The 19,625-nt window shown below is 47.2% G+C and carries 16 protein-coding genes; all 16 read left to right on the top strand.

The window, feature by feature from the left end; all coding sequences use genetic code 11:
* The first annotated feature begins 99 nt into the window (after positions 1–99).
* Positions 100–2,715 carry an SLBB domain-containing protein gene (locus tag BGO59_RS09135; protein ID WP_293683317.1) on the top strand — a complete coding sequence of 872 codons (2,616 nt, stop codon included), beginning with the start codon at positions 100–102 and terminating at the stop codon, positions 2,713–2,715.
* 15 nt (positions 2,716–2,730) lie between these two features.
* Entirely contained in the window at positions 2,731–3,843 is a 1,113-nt protein-coding gene (locus BGO59_RS09130) for a hypothetical protein (protein WP_293683316.1), read from the top strand.
* Between the two features lie 72 nt (positions 3,844–3,915).
* Positions 3,916–4,755, top strand: coding sequence for an ABC transporter permease (locus tag BGO59_RS09125; protein ID WP_080056080.1), 840 nt, complete (start codon positions 3,916–3,918; stop codon positions 4,753–4,755).
* Between the two features lie 107 nt (positions 4,756–4,862).
* Positions 4,863–6,122 carry a polysaccharide ABC transporter ATP-binding protein gene (locus tag BGO59_RS09120; protein ID WP_293683315.1) on the top strand — a complete coding sequence of 420 codons (1,260 nt, stop codon included), beginning with the start codon at positions 4,863–4,865 and terminating at the stop codon, positions 6,120–6,122.
* Positions 6,123–6,243: 121 nt separating this feature from the next.
* Positions 6,244–7,350, top strand: a complete 1,107-nt coding sequence (locus BGO59_RS09115; RefSeq protein ID WP_293683314.1) for a DegT/DnrJ/EryC1/StrS aminotransferase family protein — start codon at positions 6,244–6,246, stop codon at positions 7,348–7,350.
* 113 nt (positions 7,351–7,463) lie between these two features.
* Positions 7,464–9,530, top strand: a complete 2,067-nt coding sequence (locus tag BGO59_RS09110; protein ID WP_293683313.1) for a glycosyltransferase family 39 protein — start codon at positions 7,464–7,466, stop codon at positions 9,528–9,530.
* Between the two features lie 85 nt (positions 9,531–9,615).
* Positions 9,616–10,320, top strand: coding sequence for a WbqC family protein (locus BGO59_RS09105; RefSeq protein WP_293683312.1), 705 nt, complete (start codon positions 9,616–9,618; stop codon positions 10,318–10,320).
* A gap of 45 nt (positions 10,321–10,365) precedes the next feature.
* Positions 10,366–11,019, top strand: a complete 654-nt coding sequence (locus BGO59_RS09100) for an acetyltransferase (protein ID WP_293683311.1) — start codon at positions 10,366–10,368, stop codon at positions 11,017–11,019.
* Positions 11,020–11,124: 105 nt separating this feature from the next.
* Positions 11,125–12,312 (top strand): glycosyltransferase family 4 protein, encoded by a 1,188-nt coding sequence (locus BGO59_RS09095; protein ID WP_293683310.1) that lies wholly within the window; start codon positions 11,125–11,127, stop codon positions 12,310–12,312.
* 207 nt (positions 12,313–12,519) lie between these two features.
* Positions 12,520–13,566 (top strand): glycosyl transferase, encoded by a 1,047-nt coding sequence (locus BGO59_RS09090; protein WP_293683309.1) that lies wholly within the window; start codon positions 12,520–12,522, stop codon positions 13,564–13,566.
* A 2-nt stretch (positions 13,567–13,568) separates the two neighbouring features.
* Entirely contained in the window at positions 13,569–14,603 is a 1,035-nt protein-coding gene (locus tag BGO59_RS09085) for a glycosyltransferase family 9 protein (RefSeq protein WP_293683308.1), read from the top strand.
* Complete coding sequence (locus tag BGO59_RS09080) at positions 14,600–15,427, top strand: DUF5672 family protein (protein ID WP_293683307.1); 828 nt, start codon at positions 14,600–14,602, stop codon at positions 15,425–15,427. The genes BGO59_RS09085 and BGO59_RS09080 overlap by 4 nt, the downstream gene beginning before the upstream one ends.
* 8 nt (positions 15,428–15,435) lie before the next feature.
* The gene (locus tag BGO59_RS09075; protein WP_293683306.1) at positions 15,436–16,461 is read left to right on the top strand and encodes a glycosyltransferase; all 1,026 of its coding nucleotides are present in this window, start codon (positions 15,436–15,438) and stop codon (positions 16,459–16,461) included.
* A gap of 18 nt (positions 16,462–16,479) precedes the next feature.
* Positions 16,480–17,499: a hypothetical protein gene (locus BGO59_RS09070; RefSeq protein WP_293683305.1), complete on the top strand. Its 1,020-nt coding sequence runs from the start codon at positions 16,480–16,482 to the stop codon at positions 17,497–17,499.
* 116 nt (positions 17,500–17,615) lie between these two features.
* Positions 17,616–18,725 carry a glycosyltransferase family 1 protein gene (locus tag BGO59_RS09065; protein ID WP_293683304.1) on the top strand — a complete coding sequence of 370 codons (1,110 nt, stop codon included), beginning with the start codon at positions 17,616–17,618 and terminating at the stop codon, positions 18,723–18,725.
* 3 nt (positions 18,726–18,728) lie between these two features.
* Entirely contained in the window at positions 18,729–19,625 is an 897-nt protein-coding gene (locus tag BGO59_RS09060; protein WP_293683303.1) for a glycosyltransferase family 2 protein, read from the top strand.

Below are 19,625 nucleotides of genomic sequence, written 5' to 3'. Positions count from 1 at the left end.
TTTGCCAGCTAAACTATCCTGCGTACTACACGAATAAATTGTTCGTTAACTACTGGTGTTAGTCGGCGTTGCTTGCAATTTGTTCGACTTCTTAAAAATATGCAAAATTCAAGAATTATTCACGTGTTTCCACTGAATTTTTTTCTTTTCGGCGCCAGCCGTTTACCCCGTCAATTGACTACCTTTTTTACTGGTTTGCTGGTTCTCTTAGTGGGATTGACAACTCAGGGTCAAGTGGCCCCTTCATCAGGGGCTGCCCCCGCTGCCCCAAGTTCTGCTAACCCAGCAGCTCCCGGCAGAGGGACAGCTCTTCCAGCTGGAGTGAATCCGGCTAACTTACCAGCAAATGTCCAGCAACAGCTCAACCAGCGGGGACAAAATGGAACAAACGGCCGAACAGGTAATCCTACCCCTGCCCAACAATCCCGTACGGGCAATAACGGTAACACAACGAACACGCCTAATGGTACTAATGGCAATCAGCAGTTCGACAAACAGGACACTAATTCGGAAAGTGCCCCCGCAACCGATGAAGAAATCGCTGAAGAACGCATAAAACAGGCGCAACGTCGTGAACAGGAAGAACGTCGGCAGAAACTGTTTGGTTACTCGCTGTTCAACGATCCAGCGATGGCAGCAACCTTCCAACCCAACATCAATATCGCCACCCCGCGTAATTACATTGTTGGCCCCGGCGATGAGTTAAACATTCGGATGTTCGGCTATTCAGAAGGTGATTATTCACAGAAAGTATCCCCTGAAGGTTTCGTCTACATCGCGCAGCAGACAGGTATTGGCCCTATTTTCGTCTCTGGCTTACCAGTGGAGAAAGCAAAAGAACGGCTGATCAGCCGGATGGCAACAAAATTTGTCGGGCTTCGAAATTCATCCTATGGGCCACAAAACACATTTCTGGAAGTATCGCTTGGATCGATCCGCAGCATACGGGTTACTGTTACCGGCGATGCTGTTCGTCCGGGTACTTATACTATGTCGGGCCTATCGACGGTCATGAATGCTATTTATCAGGCTGGGGGTCCCAATGATATTGGTTCGTATCGGAAAGTACAGCTCATTCGCAACAACCGCGTTGTGGCAACTCTTGACCTCTATGACTATCTACTGAATGGAATTCAGCAGAATGACCTTCGTCTGCAGGACAATGACAACATCCGCTTTACTTCGTTTATTGAACGGATTGAAATTGGTGGAGCTGTAAAACGATCCAATATTTTTGAAATGCTCCCTGGTGAAACACTCGATCGACTTCTGTTCTATTCAGGTGGTTTTACGGCCAATGCCTACAAAGGTCGTTTGAAAGTCACTCGGGTAACTGACCGTGAGCTGAAGGTAACCGACGTTACCGCACCCGAATTTAAGACGTTTGTTATGCAGGATGGCGATGTCGTGTCGGTGGAGCGGGTTCTGAACCGCTTTGAAAACAAGCTCACCATTGAAGGAGCAGTATTCCGCCCTGGTGAGTATTCTCTCGACAACAATAAAACGCTGAAAGACCTGATCACGTCGGCCGAAGGGCTACGAGGTGATGCCTTTACAGGGCGCGTGAATATTGTACGCACCCGCGAAGATTTAGCCGTTGAAAACCTGTCGATCAACCTGGCGAATATCCTGGCAGGTACTGACCCCGACATTCCACTACAGCGCGAAGACCAGGTTATTATTCCCTCACGCTTCGAACTGGCTCAGCAGGCAACCATATCGGCTATCGGTGAATTGAACAAACCTGACCCCGGTATGGCTTACATGGCCAATATGACCCTGAACGACGTGCTGGTCAAAACAGGTGGCCTGAAGGAGTCGGCAGCTTACTCTGTTGTGGAAGTAGTGCGTCGTAAGAAAGACGTTGACCCTAAATCCCCAACGGCTCAAATTGCCGATATCTACCGATTCAATGTCAACCGGGATCTGACCCTGTCCAACGATGCGAACCGAAACTTCGTTCTCGAACCATTCGATCAGATCATCGTGCGCCGTTCGCCCAACTACCTGGAACAAACTTATGCGGCTGTTGTCGGTGAGGTAATTATGCCTGGCCCGTATGCCATTCGCAGCAAAGACATGAAAATTTCGGATCTGGTTCTTCAATCAGGCGGTTTAACCCCACAAGCCTATGTTGAAGGAGCCACGCTGGTACGTCCTGTGCGGCTTAGCTCAGATGAGCTTCAGCGGAAGCAACGGGCTATCCAGGAAGTGGGTGATAATGCTTCTAAAACCGTTGTTGAAACGGAAGTGCAATCGCCAACATCTTCGGAGTCAATTGGTATCAATCTAAAGAAAATCCTGGCGAAGCCCGGTTCAAGCGAGGATATTCTGGTTCAGGAAGGCGACACCCTTCGCATTCCTAAATTGCTTGAAACAGTACGAATTCAGGGAGAAGTACAATTGCCCAATACGGTTAAATTCCGCTCTGGACAGACGTTCCAGGATTACATTTCGCAAACGGGTGGATTTACCTCAAAGTCGCAGCGCCGGAAATCGTTTATTGTATATGCCAACGGTTCGGTCGATCGTACCCGGAAATTTATGTTCTTTAACGTTTATCCACGTGTGGAGCCAGGAGCGGAAATTGTAGTTCCAAAACGGACATCGTCACCATTAACCCCGCAGCAGGTGCTCAGTTCAACCGCCGGTACCATTTCATCATTGCTTAGCGTTATTGGGTTGATTATTGCCCTATCCCGGGTTGGAAACTAAGTCAGGAGTCTACGTATGAACCCTACAAATAAAACAAATACAGATCCAAACGTCATTGTGAGTCGCCCGTTGCCTCCCGATGAAATTTCACCTAAATCAGTCGTTTTACGGGTGTTAGCCGTAAAGAACGTTTTTTACCGAAACTGGAAACTGCTCGTTATTCTGGTTGGTATTGGGGGCATTGGCGGTTTTATCTACGATATGATGCATAAACCCCGGATCGTTTATACGGGTAGCATCATGTTTAACCTCGGTGGCGGCTCATCCAGCAGTAGTTTTGGTGGCGATTTAGGACAGTTGGCCAGTGCATTTGGCCTATCGTCAGGTGCTCCTGATGCCAATATCTTCGTGGGCGACAACTTCCTGATTTACGCTACATCCCGGCCTGTGCTGGAGAAAACCCTGATGAAAACGGATACGATCAACGGCAAAGACACGCTGCTGGTTAACTACTATATTCGTCATAGTGGCATCCGTGATAAAGAGTGGGAAGACAATGACTCCTTACGGGCTTTCTATTTTAAGAAAGCCAAAACGCCCGATCAGTACACGAAAATGGAACAGATCGTGATGGCTGGCATTTGCGGACGGATTGAAGGAGAGATGGCAATTAAGCAACCTGAGCGTAAATCGTCATTTATGCAATTGGAGTGCTTCATGGAAGACGAAAAGCTGACGGCTACCTTTCTGAACACACACCTGAAAACCATTGAAGAAGATTACCAGAAGAAGCAAACCAAGAAAACCCGGGAGATGTATGAGATGCTCGAACAACGAGCCGACTCATTAGCCAAAATCATAACGGGAACGGAGAATCAACTGGCTCAGTATATGGACCAGAATCAGCAGGTTGTTGTGGCGCAGGCCAAGCTGAAAGAAAGTAAATTGACCCGTAATTCAAGCTTCCTGTCTGGCTTGTATTATCAGGCCCTTCAGAGTGCCGACAACATGCGCTTATCATTGATCCGGGAAACACCATTGTTTACGGTTATCGAGCCGGTTGCCTACCCATTGTACCGAGAAGTTATTAAAACGCAGGGACTTCAGGTTGGTATTGCCTTAACGCTGATCCTTTCGATTGTGATCATTTTCGTGCGGGAAACCTACCGCTCAATCATGAAAGAATAAGATGTTACGCTGAAGCAGTGACCAATAACCCTCTAACACTGTCTCATCGAAACCTATAAACTAGTATTCGTTTTGAAAACACACGAAGTTGTTATCCAGCCAGGTCGTTCGGAACGGCATTATTGGCGGGATCTGTGGCGAAACCGGGAGTTGCTCTACATTCTGTCGATGCGCGACGTAACGGTTCGTTATAAGCAAACAGCACTGGGTACAGCCTGGGGACTTATTCGCCCATTGACCACTATGCTGATCATGGTATTCGTGTTCAGCAAGATTGCCAAACTACCACCCGATCCGGGTATTCCGTATCCGCTGATGGTATTGGGAGGCATTACGGTCTGGACATTTTTCTCAACCGCATTTACCCAGATCAGCAATAGCGTAACCCTGAATTCAAATCTGGTCACGAAGGTATACTTCCCAAGGCTGATTATGCCCCTAAGCTCGATTGCCATTAGTCTGGTTGATTTTCTGGTATCGCTGGGGTTGTTTATTCTATTAGCCATCTGGTACAAGTTTATTCCTGATTGGCACTTATTACTACTGCCTGCCTTTATTTTACTGGCATTACTAGCATCTTTTGCCTTTGGGCTTTTCTTTGCGGCTGTTAATGTCCGTTTCCGCGATATAGCTCAGCTCATTCCGTTTATTGTGCAGGTTGGGTTTTATATTTGTCCAATCGCCTATAGTAGCCGTCTTGTTGCTGATAAAGCGTCGGAATGGTGGGCTCCATTCTACTGGGCCAACCCAATGGTTGGTATTATCGATGGGTTCCGCTGGTCACTACTGGGCGAGAAAGCCTACTTCAATCCACAGAGTCTACTCATATCCGTCAGTATTGTACTGGTATGTTTAACGCTTTCCCTCTACTTTTTTCGGAAACGGGAGAATACATTTGTCGATGATATTTAAAAGTAGCGAGTAGTGAGGAGTGAGGAGTGAGAATACTGGCGCATGTTTTTTTCTTAAAGCGTCAGCATTCTCACTCCTTACTCCTCACTACTCGCTCCTCACCACTTATGTCTGTCATTACTGTCGAAAATATTAGCAAGCAATACATCATTGACCACAAAAAGGGCAAGGGTGTCAATACGTTGCGGGATGTCATCTCGGAAAACTTCCGGTCGATATTCGGCGGCAAAAAAGACCAAACCACCATCACCCACGAGGAATTCTGGGCCTTGCGGGATGTTAATTTTTCGATTGAACAGGGCGACCGGGTCGGTATCATCGGGCACAATGGCGCTGGCAAGTCGACCATGCTCAAAATCCTGAGCAAAATTATCCAGCCTACTACCGGCACCGTTCGCATTCGTGGGCGGGTAGCCAGCCTGCTCGAAGTAGGTACTGGTTTTCACCCCGAACTGACCGGGCGGGAAAATATATTTCTAAATGGCTCACTCCTGGGTATGAGCCGAACAGAAATAAAAAAACAGTTCGACGAGATTGTGGCCTTTGCAGGGGTTGAACGGTTCCTGGATACCCCTGTAAAACGCTATTCGTCGGGGATGTATGTCAGGCTGGGGTTTGCCATTTCGGCCCACCTTGATCCCGAAATCATGATTGTGGACGAAGTACTGGCTGTAGGCGATGCAGAGTTTCAAAAGAAAAGCCTTGGCAAAATGCGTGACAATTCGGCCAGTGGGCGAACGGTTATTTTTGTGAGCCATAACCTGACTGCCGTTCAGGCGCTTTGCAACAAAACCCTTTACTTCGAAAAAGGCCGACTAATCGAGCAGGGAGAAACAAACCAGGTAGTGGCTTCCTATTTAAGTAAGGTTTCTAAAACACGGCTGGTTCGTCAATGGGATACACCGGAAGAAGCCCCCGGCAATGACCTGGTTCGGGTCCGCCGAATTGAGTTGATACCCGATTATTTAGATGATCTTACTCATATCGACGTGCGCACGTCAATGAAATTCCGGTTCGAATTCTGGAACATGATGGACCGCGCCAATTTGAACTTGAGTCTGCATTTAAACTCACTTACAGGCGAGTGTATCTTCAATATAGGTACGCAATCGCAGCCGTATGGGAAGGGGTTAATAGCCGGCGAATGTACCATTCCGGGTTATTTTCTGAATGATGGTTCCTACACAATTTCCATGATGATTGTCAAGGATACGGTTACCCCCGTTTTTGTTATGGAAGAAGGCATTACCTTTGATGTGGAAGATTATCGGGAAGGCATTGCATGGTACGGTAAATGGCCGGGCTATGTACGGCCTCAGTTTCCCTTTCACATTAAAATGCTGGAACCAGTTGTTAGTGAGTCATAACTAGTCGTTCGGTCACACTATTCGGTTTATAGTGCATGCCGTATTTATACGTCAGCCAACTGTCAACTGAATACCTTACCCTAAGTTATAGTCTGCTCACCCAGGAACTGCCAATTGACGTATGATCTACATAACGAAATCATATTTGCCTGATCTACAGGATTATGTAAAGTACCTGGAAGGTATTTGGGAGCGTGTACACCTCACAAACGATGGGCCTTTACTACAAAAGCTGGAAGAGGATCTGAAAAAAGAGTTAGGAGTCAAACACCTTCTTTTTTGTACCAACGGTACCATCGTGCTTCAGATGGCCCTCAAGGCTCTTAATATCACAAAAGAAGTTATTACAACTCCTTTTTCGTATGTAGCCACGACTAATGCGCTCTTGTGGGAAGGCTGTACGCCCATTTTTGCGGATATCAATCCCGACGATTTCAACATAGATCCCGACAAGATCGAGCCGTTGATTACCGAAAACACGCAGGCAATTCTGGCAACGCACGTCTACGGCAACCCTTGCCGCATGGAGCAGATACAGGCAATTGCCGATCGGCATAATCTGAAGGTGATCTATGATGCTGCTCATACATTCGGTGCCAGCTATCAAGGCCAGTCTATATTAAGCTATGGGGACATAAGCACCTGTAGTTTTCATGCTACCAAAGTGTTTCATAGCGTTGAAGGCGGATGTATCGTCACAAACGACGACGACATTGCTAAAAAACTAAGGCACTTCCGTTCGTTTGGTCATCGAAACGATGATTACTTCGAGATGGGTATTAACGCCAAAAATTCGGAACTGCATGCGGCAATGGGACTTTGTGTGTTACCCAAAGTGCCCGACCTGATTGCAGCGCGTAAACTACGGTTTGGCTATTATGCCGATCGGCTGGACTTTACCCGGATTACCCGGCCTGCTTTACTACCTGGTACCGATTACAATTACGCCTATTACCCGATCGTACTCGACTCCGAAGAAACTCTCCTTCGGGTCACAGAAGCGCTTAAGGCTCAGGACGTAATACCCCGGCGTTATTTTTATCCATCGCTGAATACGCTACCTTTTGCACTCAAAGACAGTGTTCAGCAACCATGCCCTATTTCGGAAGATATAGCTTCCCGTGTCCTTTGCCTGCCTCTCTATCCTGACTTGCCCGAAGCAGACATTGATCGGATTGCTACGTCAGTTAACGAAGCCATTGCCATTGTCAGCGAAGTAAACGGATAAACTGATACTTAATGGACACTGATGCTCGCCAACGCATAGCCTGCCTGTCAGTCATCCATTGTTCATCTGATCGTATCCATTTACTTTAGTACCTGCACCGTATATCGTGCGTTATGACCCTGATTTATCTTCTTGCACTAGCACTATTTCTTGGCTACATTGGTCGTCTGTCGACACGAATTTCCCGGCGTTCACTTACCGAATGGTGGCTGACTACGTTTTTACTGGGAGCCAGTAGTGTCATTTTAACTGGTTTTATACTTTCAGCACTTTATCTAACAGCAAACACACTGGTATGGGCAGTTTCGGTTTTTGTTACAGCTACCCTTATCGGCTTTATACTACGCTGGCTTACTGCTAACCCAGAAGCGTTTTCTGTTTTATCGCTTATTCAAGATCGCTGGCACACAGGTCGCCAATGGTTCAATGGATTATCAGGTTACTCCCGTTTTGTATTTTCCATACTCTTCATCACCCTGGCTGTACTTGGCGTCACTAACCTGTTGCTGGTGCTGTTCACCGTTCCCAACGAGTGGGATAGTATGACAGGCCATTTGAACCGAGTCATGCAGTACATTCAGCGCGGCACGATGCGTCATTTTGGCGGTACAAACTGGAACATCGATACGTATCCGAAAAGTGTTTGTACGCTTCAGATCTATTCGTTTCTGATGACGGGCCGTTTCGAAAACGGCTTCAAGTTCATTCATCATCTTAGCTACTGGACAGCTATTGTTGCTGTTTTTGGCATCGTCCAGCGCATAGGCCAAAATCGGCTGTCAGCCAGTTTCTTCTGCGCATTGGCGTTTGCTCTACTGCCCGATTTTCTGATGCAGTCCATTACAACTGAAACCGATATTGTACTGACTGCTTACCTGAGTGTGCTTTTATATATGCTGTTCAGCTATAAAAGCAGCCAGCCTAAAACCGACAATCGGTATTTGTACCTTGCGGGTATGGCATTTGGCATTGCGTTCGGACACAAGATTACCTTCGCCCTGCTCCTGCCTTCAGTGTTCGTGGTCATGATTTACACGGTATTTCTGTCGTCTTCCTGGGCTGTAACGTTTCAACGTACGTGGCGACTGGGAGCCGCTATTGTGGTGGGGGTCTGCTTGTGGATGTTACCAACGGGGTATCTAAAAAACATTGAAGTATTTGGTCACCCGATCGGCCCACCAACCGCCCTCAAACATCAGTCTGTTGAACGGGCCGGTACACTTAGAAATCTGTTTGAACAGGGGAGCCGCAATGTTATCCGCTATGGCTACGACCATGTTAATCTCGATGGTATCCGAAATTTGACTTTAGGAGCGGAATTGAATCATGCCATGCGCCAACCGCTTGTTGTTCTGGAAGATAAGCTACATATGCGTCTGGATGAAGAAACGGATTTTTCGATCCAGCCATTTGCCTTCGACCGCAAGTTTGTGTTCTATAATGCGAATCCGTATTGGGGTATCTTTGGCTTTGGACTTATTTTTCCCTTGCTGATTCTGGTTCTCATCGGTTACGTGCGTTCAACACCGCATACGTTCCTGGGTATAGCCTTGCTACTCCACTTTGCAGCACTTTCCTACTCAGCCCCTTACGACCCATTCAAGGGCCGGTATTTCATAGAGACCAGTTTATTCGGCGTTCCTTTTCTCGCTCTGCTATTTTTGCACGCCCGTACGTCGGTTGACGTTCCTAATCGGGTTGTTTGGAAAGGTTATGTCGGCCTGATAACCGTTCTGGGATGCATTTCGGCTATTCTGTGCATCTTCTTCAACACCCGCGCCCTTCCGTTTGCCTGGACAGCCCCTGATGGTCGCTCATTTTCGTCTGCTTTTGAAGCAGATCGAATCAAACAAATGACATTGGGCCGCCCGGATACGTATATTCCCTACAAGCGATTCGATGAACTGGTCCCGGAGCAGGCCACGGTTGCTTTGGCGACGATTAATGACGACTACGAATACCCACTTTACGGCCCTCATTTATCTCGTCGACTCATTGCCATCAACCCGTTTGAGCAGGGCCTAAAACCCATTCCGAAAAACGCCGATTACCTGTTTTTCGATAAAAGTGTGATTCATCCACAACCCGGCGATATCCGGCTAGGCACCGATACCACCATGAGGGCCGCCATCATTGTTCCGGGAGAAGACTATTATTTACGAAAACTTAAAAAGGATTGAAAACCAGTCGCGAGAATGGTTGACGCGTTAAACAACACTATGCGTTAACTCTTCTCGCTACTGACTTACCAAGCCTACTTTTGCGATGACTATAGCGATCATGCAGCCTTATTTTCTGCCCTATGTTGGCTACATGCAACTCATTAAGGCTGTTGATAAGTTCATTCTCTACGACGATGTCGCCTTCATTAATCGGGGCTGGATAAACCGTAACCGACTGGCGATCAATGGCCAGGAGTATTTATTTACGGTTCCCCTAAAAGACGCCAGCCAGAACAAACGAATCAATGAAGTGCACATAACCGATGATCCAAAATGGAGGGGCAAATTGCTGAAAACCATTGAACAGGGTTACCGTAAAGCACCCTATTATCAAACGGTTATGCCTCTGGCCGAAAAAATCATCAATTTTACTACCGATTCGATTGCCGAACTGGTTTACAGCAGCCTTCTTGAACTGAATCGCTACCTGGAACTACCAACCGTTTTGGTCCAGTCGTCGAGTATTTACAACAATGTCGAGTTAAAGGCCCAGGAACGGATTCTGGATATTTGTCGGCAGGAAGCGGCAACCCGGTACATCAACCCCATTGGTGGTACTGAGTTATACGACAAACCAACCTTTGCGCAGGCAGGTATTGAGTTGAATTTTATTAAATCGAACAAAGTCGAGTATGCTCAGGGCAATAATCGAAACCCGTTTATTCCCTGGCTATCGATTCTGGATATATTGATGAACAACGACCTGGCCAGCGCCAGAGCGATGCTGGATGAATATGAATTGGTGTAGTTTTAGGCGTTAGAACCGAGAGCTGCCCTCACTCCTTAAAAAAGTATGGCAAAAGTTATCATTTTTGGCGTAATGGATACGGCCGAACTGGCCCATTTCTACCTAAAGCACGATTCTGAACATGAGGTGGTAGCGTTTACCGTTAGCCGTGAATACATGAACGGTACCGAATTTCAGGGACTGCCTTTAGTCGCTTTTGAAGAGGTCGAAACCATTTTTTCGCCCAGCGAGTACAAGTTTTTCGCGCCGATGACAGGTCGGAACATGAATCGCAATCGCGAACGGATTTACCTCGAAGCCAAAGCCAAAGGTTACGCGTTTATTTCGTATGTCAGTTCAAAAGCGACGGTTTTTGGCAACCAGATCGGCGAAAACTGCTTCATTCTGGAAGATAATACCATACAACCGTTCACAACTATAGGCAATAATGTCGTTCTCTGGAGCGGCAATCACATTGGTCATCATGGGCAAATTAAAGACCATGTCTTCTTTACGTCCCATGTCGTGATGTCGGGGCATTGTGTCATAGAACCCTATTGCTTCTTTGGTGTCAACAGCACCATCCGGGATTTTCTTCACATCGCAACCGGCACCTTGGTAGGGATGGCCTCAGCGATTTACAAAGACACTGAAGAATGGGGACTCTACCTCGGCAATCCCGCCAAAAAGTTACCCAAACCCAGTTACGAAGCCTATTGATTTTAGTACACAGGAGTTAGGAGCAAGGAGAGAGAATAGCTGGCGAATCAGGAAAACACGCATCAGCATTCTCACTCCTCGTTCCTGACTCCTCACTCCTTAAGCATGAATCTCCTTCTCATCGGCCATGATGCCAACCGCGCCGGAGCGCAGCTTGTTTTATTAAATGTAATGCGTCTGCTGAAAGTGGAAGGTTTTCAGATGCATCTGCTATTAGGCGAAGGAGGGCCACTTTTGGAAGAATACCAGGCGATTTGTCCCGTTACAATCTGGCCAACTCCTCCGACCTATGCAGTAAGCGCTTTGGCCGATAAGGTGTTGTGGAAATTAGGCCAATGGCAGCAGTTTTATGAGCGCCGGACTAAAGCGCATCAACAGGCCATTCGAGCCCAACTAGGCTTGGACAAGGTCGATCTGGTCCTGGTAAATACTGTTACCAGTAGCCGGTGGGTGGCACAGTTGGCGATTCCCGATCAAATACCCGTTGTCACGTTTGTACATGAGCTCGACATGTCGGTTCGGATTTATACCCGGCCCGATGAGCTGGCCTATCTGCTAAAACGGACAAATCATATGCTGGCCGTTTCGAAAGCAACCGCCCGATACTACGAGCAGGAGCATGGCTTCGACCCGACCCGCATATCGTTGTACACACTTATCGACACGCCTTCGCTGGAGAAAAACGTTCAAAAAGCGACGGAACAGCCTTCGTTGTATGCCTCACTGGGCCTGCCAGCCGATGCGCTGATTGTTGGCGGGTGTGGCAATGCAGAGTGGCGGAAAGGGAATGATCTGTTTGTCAGTATTGCCCGTCAGGTAATTGGCCGGTATACGGGCAAACAGCCTATCCATTTTGTTTGGGTAGGTATGCCCAAAGGAACGCTGCACGATGATATCTGGCTGGATATTCGTAAAGCCGGACTGGCCGATCGGGTTCATTTGATCCCTCCTACCCCCGAAGTACTTCGGTACACCAGCCGATTCGATGTATTTGTACTTTGCTCCCGCGAAGACCCTTACCCGTTGGTGGTATTTGAAGCTGGCCTAAGTGGCGTTCCTGTTGTGTGTTTCGATGGAGCTGGCGGTTCGCCCGAACTGGTAGAAACCGACGGAGGCTATATAGTGCCCTATCTCGATCTGGACGCCATGAGCGATCGGATCATTGAGCTCCTTCAGAACCCTGATCTTCGTCGGCAAATGGGGCAACGGCTGGGGCAAAAAATCCTGGAACGGCATCCGGCTAAACAAAGTGTCGATACGCTCATCAAGTTATTCAATCAACTGGCGGCTTAACGCTTACGCGATTTAAACCCAGAACCTGGGAGCACCCATTGACTAGGTTTATACCGTCGACACGTATCGTTCCAATTTGCTGATTTACAATTAAAAACCAAGTCAATACAAGTCGTATTACTTCTCTTGAAAAGGCTTGAGTTAATCGATCTGTTGGGGTATTCGTTTTGTCATCACTGAATTATCTGCTATCTTCCCAGCTTCTTTATGACACTTGCTTTTACAATCTGCTCGATCAACTATCTGGCTCAGGCTCGAACGCTGGGGGAATCACTCCGACAAACCAATCCTGACTATCGATATATTATTGGGTTAGTTGACATAGTAAGCGCGGCCAATCTTCCTGACGAATTAATCCCGGATTACCCCATGCTCGAAGTGGACAAGATCGGGATTCCAGACTTTGGGGCCATGTGCGACCGCTACGATATTACCGAACTCAACACGGCTGTCAAACCGTTCTTTATCGATTATTTCTACAAGACCTACCCCGACGCTACCGAAGTTATTTATTTCGACCCGGACATTATTGTTTTTCAGCCTTTACTCGATTTAAATAAAGCCTTAAAAACGTATAGCCTGGTACTGACTCCGCATACCTGCTCACCTACGCCTGACTGGGAGCGCCCGAACGAATTGCACCACCTGAATACGGGTATTTTCAACCTCGGGTTTATTGGCTTACGGGCCGACGAAACAGCCCGTCGGTTTGTGAACTGGTGGAAAGAACGGCTGGTGTACGAATGCCGGATTGATCTCTGCGAAGGGCTATTTGTGGATCAGCATTGGGTCAATTTCGCCCCGGTTTATTACGATAATGTATTGATCGATCATCATTTAGGCTATAACGTCGCTTACTGGAATCTGCACGAACGGTATTTTTCGAAGAACCAGGCGGGTCAATGGCAAATCACCGGAGCGATTGATCCACCTTTTTCGTCGGACAATGAAACGACTGTTGAACCATTGCAGTTTTTTCATTACAGCGGTTACAACCCTGATCGCCCCGATGAAATCTCAAAATATCAAACGCGTTTTACCTTTGCCGACGCAAGTCAGACCAAAGAGCAACGACCCGATGTGCGTCCATTATTCGATTTCTACCGCGAGCGGTTGCTGGCGAACTACAACGAACAGTATAGGCAGTATCCATGCGTTTACATTAAACCACCGGTAATACTTCGTTACAAACGAGTTCGTAAATTCCTTCAAACACCGTTCAACCAAGTTATTTCGCTGTTAGAATCGCATTGAGTATGAATGAGGGACCTCGTTTCCGGGAACTCTGGACCTATCGTTTTCATAAGTATACCCACATAGTCGGTAAGTTTTGGTCGTTTTGGGCCAAATATGTACAGCTATGGTGGCTTAAACAAAGGCATAGAAATCGCCCGCTTGTCGCTATTATTCTCTCAGAACAGATGGGCGATATCATTGCCTGTGAGCCAGTAGCCAAAGAAGTTCGACGCAGACATCCGAATGATTATATCATCTGGGTGGTTCGTAAACCCTATCTCGATCTGGTTAAATATCATCCTGATCTTGATGGATACCTAATCGAGAAGTGCCCTGGCGAACGGGTACGACTCCTTCGATCAGGCATTTTCGACAAAGTTTACAACCTGCATATTTCACACCGAAAATGTAAGTATTGTCTGGAAGATCCTGTTAATCCGATAGCCGATCAGATTGGCCTGAACTTTGATAATTATTATGACCGGGGCGACCTGCTATATGTTTTTCCGCAGGCGGCTGGTTTACCCGCTCTTACCGCCGATCCGAAAATGTATATTCCAGAACGTGTTCGGCAGAAAATCGCATCATTACACTTGCCTGACGATCCGATTGTAATTCACTGTCAGTCGAGCCATGTCATGCGTGACTGGCCAGCAGCCAACTGGAATAAACTGGTTCAGTGGATCATTAACACATACCCTAATCCAGTTATTGAAATTGGTTTGACGCCGACCATAACCCTGGAACATCCACATTATCGGAGTGTGTGCGGCCAATTGAGTTTACTCGAAACGGCCGAAGTGATTCGGCAGGCGTGCCTGTTTATTGGCATCGACAGTGGGCCTGCTCATATGGCCAATGCTGTTGAAACAGATGGGATTATTTTATTAGGAAAGTTGTTCGACTTTGTCGATTATCTACCTTATTCAGGCCGTTATAAGCGGGGCGAGGGTATTACAATCCTCAACCATTTCGATCATCACTGTGCCGATCTGCCGTATGGCTGGGTACAGAAAGCGGTCGCTAAACGTCTGGGGCAACCTAAATTTGCATGAAAGCATCAACACCCGTTAGTGTAAACGTTGTTATACCCGTTTACAAAACACAGCTTACTGACTATGAGCGCATTGCGCTAACTCAGTGCGTAAATGTATTAAAAAATTATCCTATTTGGTTAGCAACTCCACATTCGCTCGATCTATCGGCCTACCGCGAAATAAGCCCTACGTTACAGGCTCGCACGTTTGACAACAGTTATTTCTCCGACATTCAGGGTTATAATCGGCTGATGGTATCGGAGGAATTTTATCAGGCATTTGCCGATCAGGAATATTTGCTGATACATCAGTTAGATGCGTTTGTCTTTAAAGATGAACTAGCCTATTGGTGTCAGCAGAATTATGATTACATTGGTGCTCCCTGGCTTCGCGACCGGGATTTCACAGGTTTGGGTGACCAAATCTGGTTTACGATTAAGCAACAGATAGCCACCTGGCTGGATCTTAAAAAACCCGATGGTATTACCCCTCGGGAAATTATTAACCTGAACGGTGTCGGGTGTGGTGGCTTTTCGCTTCGTCGTGTACCAGCGATGCTGCGCTGCTTAAAACCTTTCGAGAAAAAAATTGCCGAGTATAATCAAAATACCATGCACCAATACCACGAAGATGTATTCTGGGGTATTGAAGTGAATCGGTACTGGCCACACCTTCGAATTCCGAATTATCGGGAAGCTTTACATTTTTCAATTGAATTTTTTCCGCAATGGGCCGTTGAGCATTACAATCAAGGGAAACTACCATTCGGTTGCCACGCCTGGGATATACATGGACTAACGTACTGGCGCCCCATTTTTGCCCAATACGGTTACCAAATATGACTGCGCGTATGACTACATCTGTGCAAAAACCAACGATTTCTATTGCTCTCTGTACATACAATGGTAAAACCTACCTGCCTGTACAATGGCATAGCCTGATGCATCAGCACCAGTTACCCGACGAGGTGGTCATTTCGGACGATTGCTCGACGGATGGAACACCTGATTTGCTGAAGCAACTGGCCGCCGAAGCACCATTTACGGTGCGTGTTCTACCCAACACAACCCGCTTAGGGTATAATAAAAACTTCGAACGGGCTATTGCAGCCTGTCAGGGCGATCTGATTTTTCTCTGTGATCAGGATGATTTCTGGCTACCAGAAAAAATCAGCTCCATGACGCAATACATGGTCCAGCACCCCGAGGCCCAGATAGCATTCTGCGACGCCTGGGTTACCGACGAATATCTGGATGGGCGCGAAGAACGGTTCTGGAGAGCGGTTCGATTCGACGAAAAAGCCAAAAACCGCTGGCGAGCGGGTGAAGTCATGGACGTCATGCTGGATGGCAATCGGATGATGGGCTGTGCTACTGTAATACGGAAGTCGTACCTGTCGATGATAATTCCTATTCCAAAGACAATTCCAGGCTATATTTACGACGGCTGGATGGCTCTGGTTGCCGCTACGCAAAATGCCGTTCACTTCATAGACCAGCCATTGCAGCTCTATCGAACGCACGTACAGCAACAGGTTGGCGTTCGGCCTCAGGAAGTCGGTGAGCGGATTCGTCTTCGTGATCGATTTACGCGACATAGGGCTCGTAAACTAGCACCGCTGCATAAAAAACAGATTCAATTAAAAGTAATCAGCCAGCTTTTGAGCGAACGAGTCCCACAGGATTCGCCTGGTTTACCTCAGCTCCATCGCCAGCTGGCGCATTACACCATGCGCAGCAATCTGCCTCCTAATCGTCTGAAGCGGTTTATTCCTGTTCTAACTAGCCTTTGGGAAGGCAATTACCACCGGTATGCCGATCCGGCTGCCGACTGGTATGCCCCTTATCTGGCAGTTTTGGGCGATTTGTTTGAATGACGTAGTTTTGCGCTTACTGTGTTACTTACCATCTGTACCCTTCGTCAATTACCCCAGGCCTTAGCTCTGGGCGACAGTTTTCGTCAGTTTTCGGCTACTGACCCATTTATTGTCATTGGATTGGCCGATGACCCTACCCAGTTACCACCGGGTTTTACGTCACCCTATCCAATCCTACCGATCCAGGATATACTCCCGGTTGACGAATTAAGGGCGTTATCGGCACAATATACACCCACCGAATTTGCGGCAGCCTGCAAACCTGTGTTTATTGCCGAAGCCTTCCGCCGATACCCGGAAATACAGCGGCTCATCTATGCCGATCCCAATATTCATTTTTCGGCTTCTATTGACCCGATCTGGTCCCAGTTGGAGAACACGAATTTTATTCTGACACCGTTTATTACTCGCGACTTTGCTATGTCTGGCAACACAACAAAGTCGTGGCCAGACGAAAAAGCGTTCCAGAATATCGGGCTCTATAATGCTGATTTTTTAGCTTTCAAACGATCAGCCGAGACCGAACGAATGTTGGCCTGGTGGGATAATCGGGTTCGCGAACGAGCTTTCATTAATTTCTGCGCCGGGCTATGTCTGGATCAGATTTGGTTGATGCATGTGCCCGTCTTTTTTCGTAACGTGGCTATTGTCAAAAATCCAGGCTGGCACCTGGGTCTCTGGAACTTACCCGAACGGTCGATCCATTCAGCGTCTGGTCAGTGGCAGGTAAATGGCCCCTCCGGTCAAAATCAACCCCTACAATTCATCAATTACAAGGGTCTGTACAATCCTGACGAAGGTTTTTTTCCACATCAGAATCGGGCCATATTGTCGAAACAGCCAGCTATTCAATCATTGATAAAGAATTACCAACAAACCATTTCATTACAAACACCATCGGTATTCGAAGTGATTCATCCTGCCTACGGTCAGCAGCCAGAGGCTCGTATCATTCGTGGCTGGCGCTATAAAACGATCCAATCCATGCAGGAAATCAATCGGTTTATTGACCAGGTCTACTTACCTGCCATTCGATAAGAGTATGCACCGAATAATCGACGGAGATTAAGGATTTATCGGCAAATACCCCTATTTTTGTCGGCACATTTTCTCAGAAAAATACAAACCGGCATCTGGTTTGTAGGTTTTCCTACATGAAAGTACTCTTCGACCATCAATCGTTCACGGGACTGCCTTATGGGGGTGTTTCCCGGTATTTTTTTGAACTGATGCGTTCATTCACCAAGCGGTCAGACATTGAGTTTGAGCTGTCGCTTCGGCTGTCGAACAACGAATATTTAGATCAGGCCTCGTTTAGCAATCATGTTCGGTATCACGGGCTTGCCCAGATTCGTAATGCCCACCGAGTAGCCTCTGTTCTTAATCGATTATATAGCCTACAACGGGTTCGAGCGGGTAAGTTCGATGTTTTCCATCCGACCTATTACCATCGGTATTTCCTGAAAGCCATTGACAAAAAGCCGTTTGTATTAACCTTTCATGATGCAACCAGCGAGCGATTCGGCAAACAGTATCCTGAAGTTGGCGAAGGACTATATGACTTAAAAAAGCAACTCCTGCGCCGGGCCGACTGCATTATCAGCGTGTCAGAGTTTAGTAAACAGGACCTGCTTCGCTACTTTCCTATCGATCCCGATAAGGTAAAAGTCATTCATCTAGGAACCCGTTTAAGTGAATCTGTTCCTGTGTTCGATCAACAGGCTCGGCCTTTTCCAGCGCCCTACCTTCTGTATGTGGGCAAACGAGGGCTGTACAAAAACTTCAATGGCTTTTTCCGGGCCATTCAGCCCATTTTGCATCGCTATCCTGATCTGCATCTGATATGCACAGGAGGAGGAGCCTTTACGCATGAAGAGCAAACACTGTTTTATGCGAGTCGTCTCAACGAACAGATTCATTACCGACCGATAACCGATGCAGGGCTGATGAATCTCTATCAACATGCCCGCGCCTTTGTTTTTCCTTCACTTAATGAAGGGTTTGGTCTGCCTGTGCTGGAAGCCTTCAGCGGTGGCTGTCCGGTTGTTCTGAGCAATCGAAGCTCGCTTCCAGAGGTAGGCGCCGACGCAGCTCTTTATTTTGATCCTGAAGACGATGACTCCATTGCCGAAGCGATTGAACGAATTGTTACGGATGATGCACTGTGCACGGAATTACGCCAGAAAGGAACCCAACGACTCCAGTTGTTTTCATGCGACAAAACGGCACAGCAAACACTTGACGTGTATCAATCTATGTGCTAAGGCATGAATTCGAACCCAAAATCACTTCGGTCGTTTGTTACGCAACCTTATAATCCATCCGTAGCAACTAACCCTGACCAGAGCAATTACCCAAAGCTAACGGTTGTTACGCCATCATTCAATCAGGCGCACTATTTGGAACGGACCATATTAAGCGTCTTAAATCAGAAATATCCTAATCTGGAATATTTTATTATCGATGGTGGTTCAACCGATGGTAGTGTTGATATAATTAAAAAATACGAACCGTATCTGGCCGGTTGGGTGAGCGAAAAAGATCGGGGACAGACAGACGCCATTAATAAAGGATTTCGGCAGGCAACGGGCGATTACGTTGCTTTTCAGAACTCCGACGACGTGTTTGCACCAAATGCGTTCAGCCGGGTAGCTGAAGCTTGGCGAAAAGCCCCCGATACCGATGTTTTCTTCGGAGATATGTATATTACCGATGAAGATGACGTTATCCTGGAAGAAATGCGGGCGCCGGACTTCTGTTTGGAATGCCAGATTTACGAAGGAATGCAGGTATTTAACCAATCGTTATTCATGCGACGTTCCCGACTGGAGCAGGTTGGCTTACTTGATGAACGTTTACGTTTTGTAATCGATTACGAAATTGTAGCCCGACTAGGTGTGCAGGCAGGCATCACATTTCGGCATGTCGATGGATTCTGGGGTGGCTTTCGGGTTCAGCCAGATGCCAAATCATCGACCATTGCCGGTACGGTTGGTCTACAGGAACACGAGCTTATTAAAACAAAATACCAGTCTATGCTAACCTCGTCGCTGGGGGCTTCATTCTGGCAACGTTATTGTCGCTTGCGAAAACTACTGGCCTTTGTGGGTAAAGGTCAGTTTAAGTACGTTATACATCGGCTTAGGCTACGCCAGGCCAGATAA

This window comes from Spirosoma sp. 48-14 (assembly GCF_001898575.1).
Classification (GTDB): Bacteria; Bacteroidota; Bacteroidia; order Cytophagales; family Spirosomataceae; genus Spirosoma.
This window is presented reverse-complemented; position numbering and strand designations above follow the sequence as displayed.

Bases quoted from the DNA above. Each gene is read 5' to 3' on its own strand.
- BGO59_RS09100 (WP_293683311.1), top strand. From the start codon at position 10,366: ATGGCAAAAGTTATCATTTTTGGCGTAATGGATACGGCCGAACTGGCC.
- BGO59_RS09090 (WP_293683309.1), top strand. From the start codon at position 12,520: ATGACACTTGCTTTTACAATCTGCTCGATCAACTATCTGGCTCAGGCT.
- BGO59_RS09060 (WP_293683303.1), top strand. From the start codon at position 18,729: ATGAATTCGAACCCAAAATCACTTCGGTCGTTTGTTACGCAACCTTAT.
- BGO59_RS09075 (WP_293683306.1), top strand. From the start codon at position 15,436: ATGACTACATCTGTGCAAAAACCAACGATTTCTATTGCTCTCTGTACA.
- BGO59_RS09115 (WP_293683314.1), top strand. From the start codon at position 6,244: ATGATCTACATAACGAAATCATATTTGCCTGATCTACAGGATTATGTA.
- BGO59_RS09130 (WP_293683316.1), top strand. From the start codon at position 2,731: ATGAACCCTACAAATAAAACAAATACAGATCCAAACGTCATTGTGAGT.
- BGO59_RS09135 (WP_293683317.1), top strand. From the start codon at position 100: ATGCAAAATTCAAGAATTATTCACGTGTTTCCACTGAATTTTTTTCTT.
- BGO59_RS09095 (WP_293683310.1), top strand. From the start codon at position 11,125: ATGAATCTCCTTCTCATCGGCCATGATGCCAACCGCGCCGGAGCGCAG.
- BGO59_RS09120 (WP_293683315.1), top strand. From the start codon at position 4,863: ATGTCTGTCATTACTGTCGAAAATATTAGCAAGCAATACATCATTGAC.
- BGO59_RS09065 (WP_293683304.1), top strand. From the start codon at position 17,616: ATGAAAGTACTCTTCGACCATCAATCGTTCACGGGACTGCCTTATGGG.
- BGO59_RS09110 (WP_293683313.1), top strand. From the start codon at position 7,464: ATGACCCTGATTTATCTTCTTGCACTAGCACTATTTCTTGGCTACATT.
- BGO59_RS09085 (WP_293683308.1), top strand. From the start codon at position 13,569: ATGAATGAGGGACCTCGTTTCCGGGAACTCTGGACCTATCGTTTTCAT.
- BGO59_RS09080 (WP_293683307.1), top strand. From the start codon at position 14,600: ATGAAAGCATCAACACCCGTTAGTGTAAACGTTGTTATACCCGTTTAC.
- BGO59_RS09105 (WP_293683312.1), top strand. From the start codon at position 9,616: ATGACTATAGCGATCATGCAGCCTTATTTTCTGCCCTATGTTGGCTAC.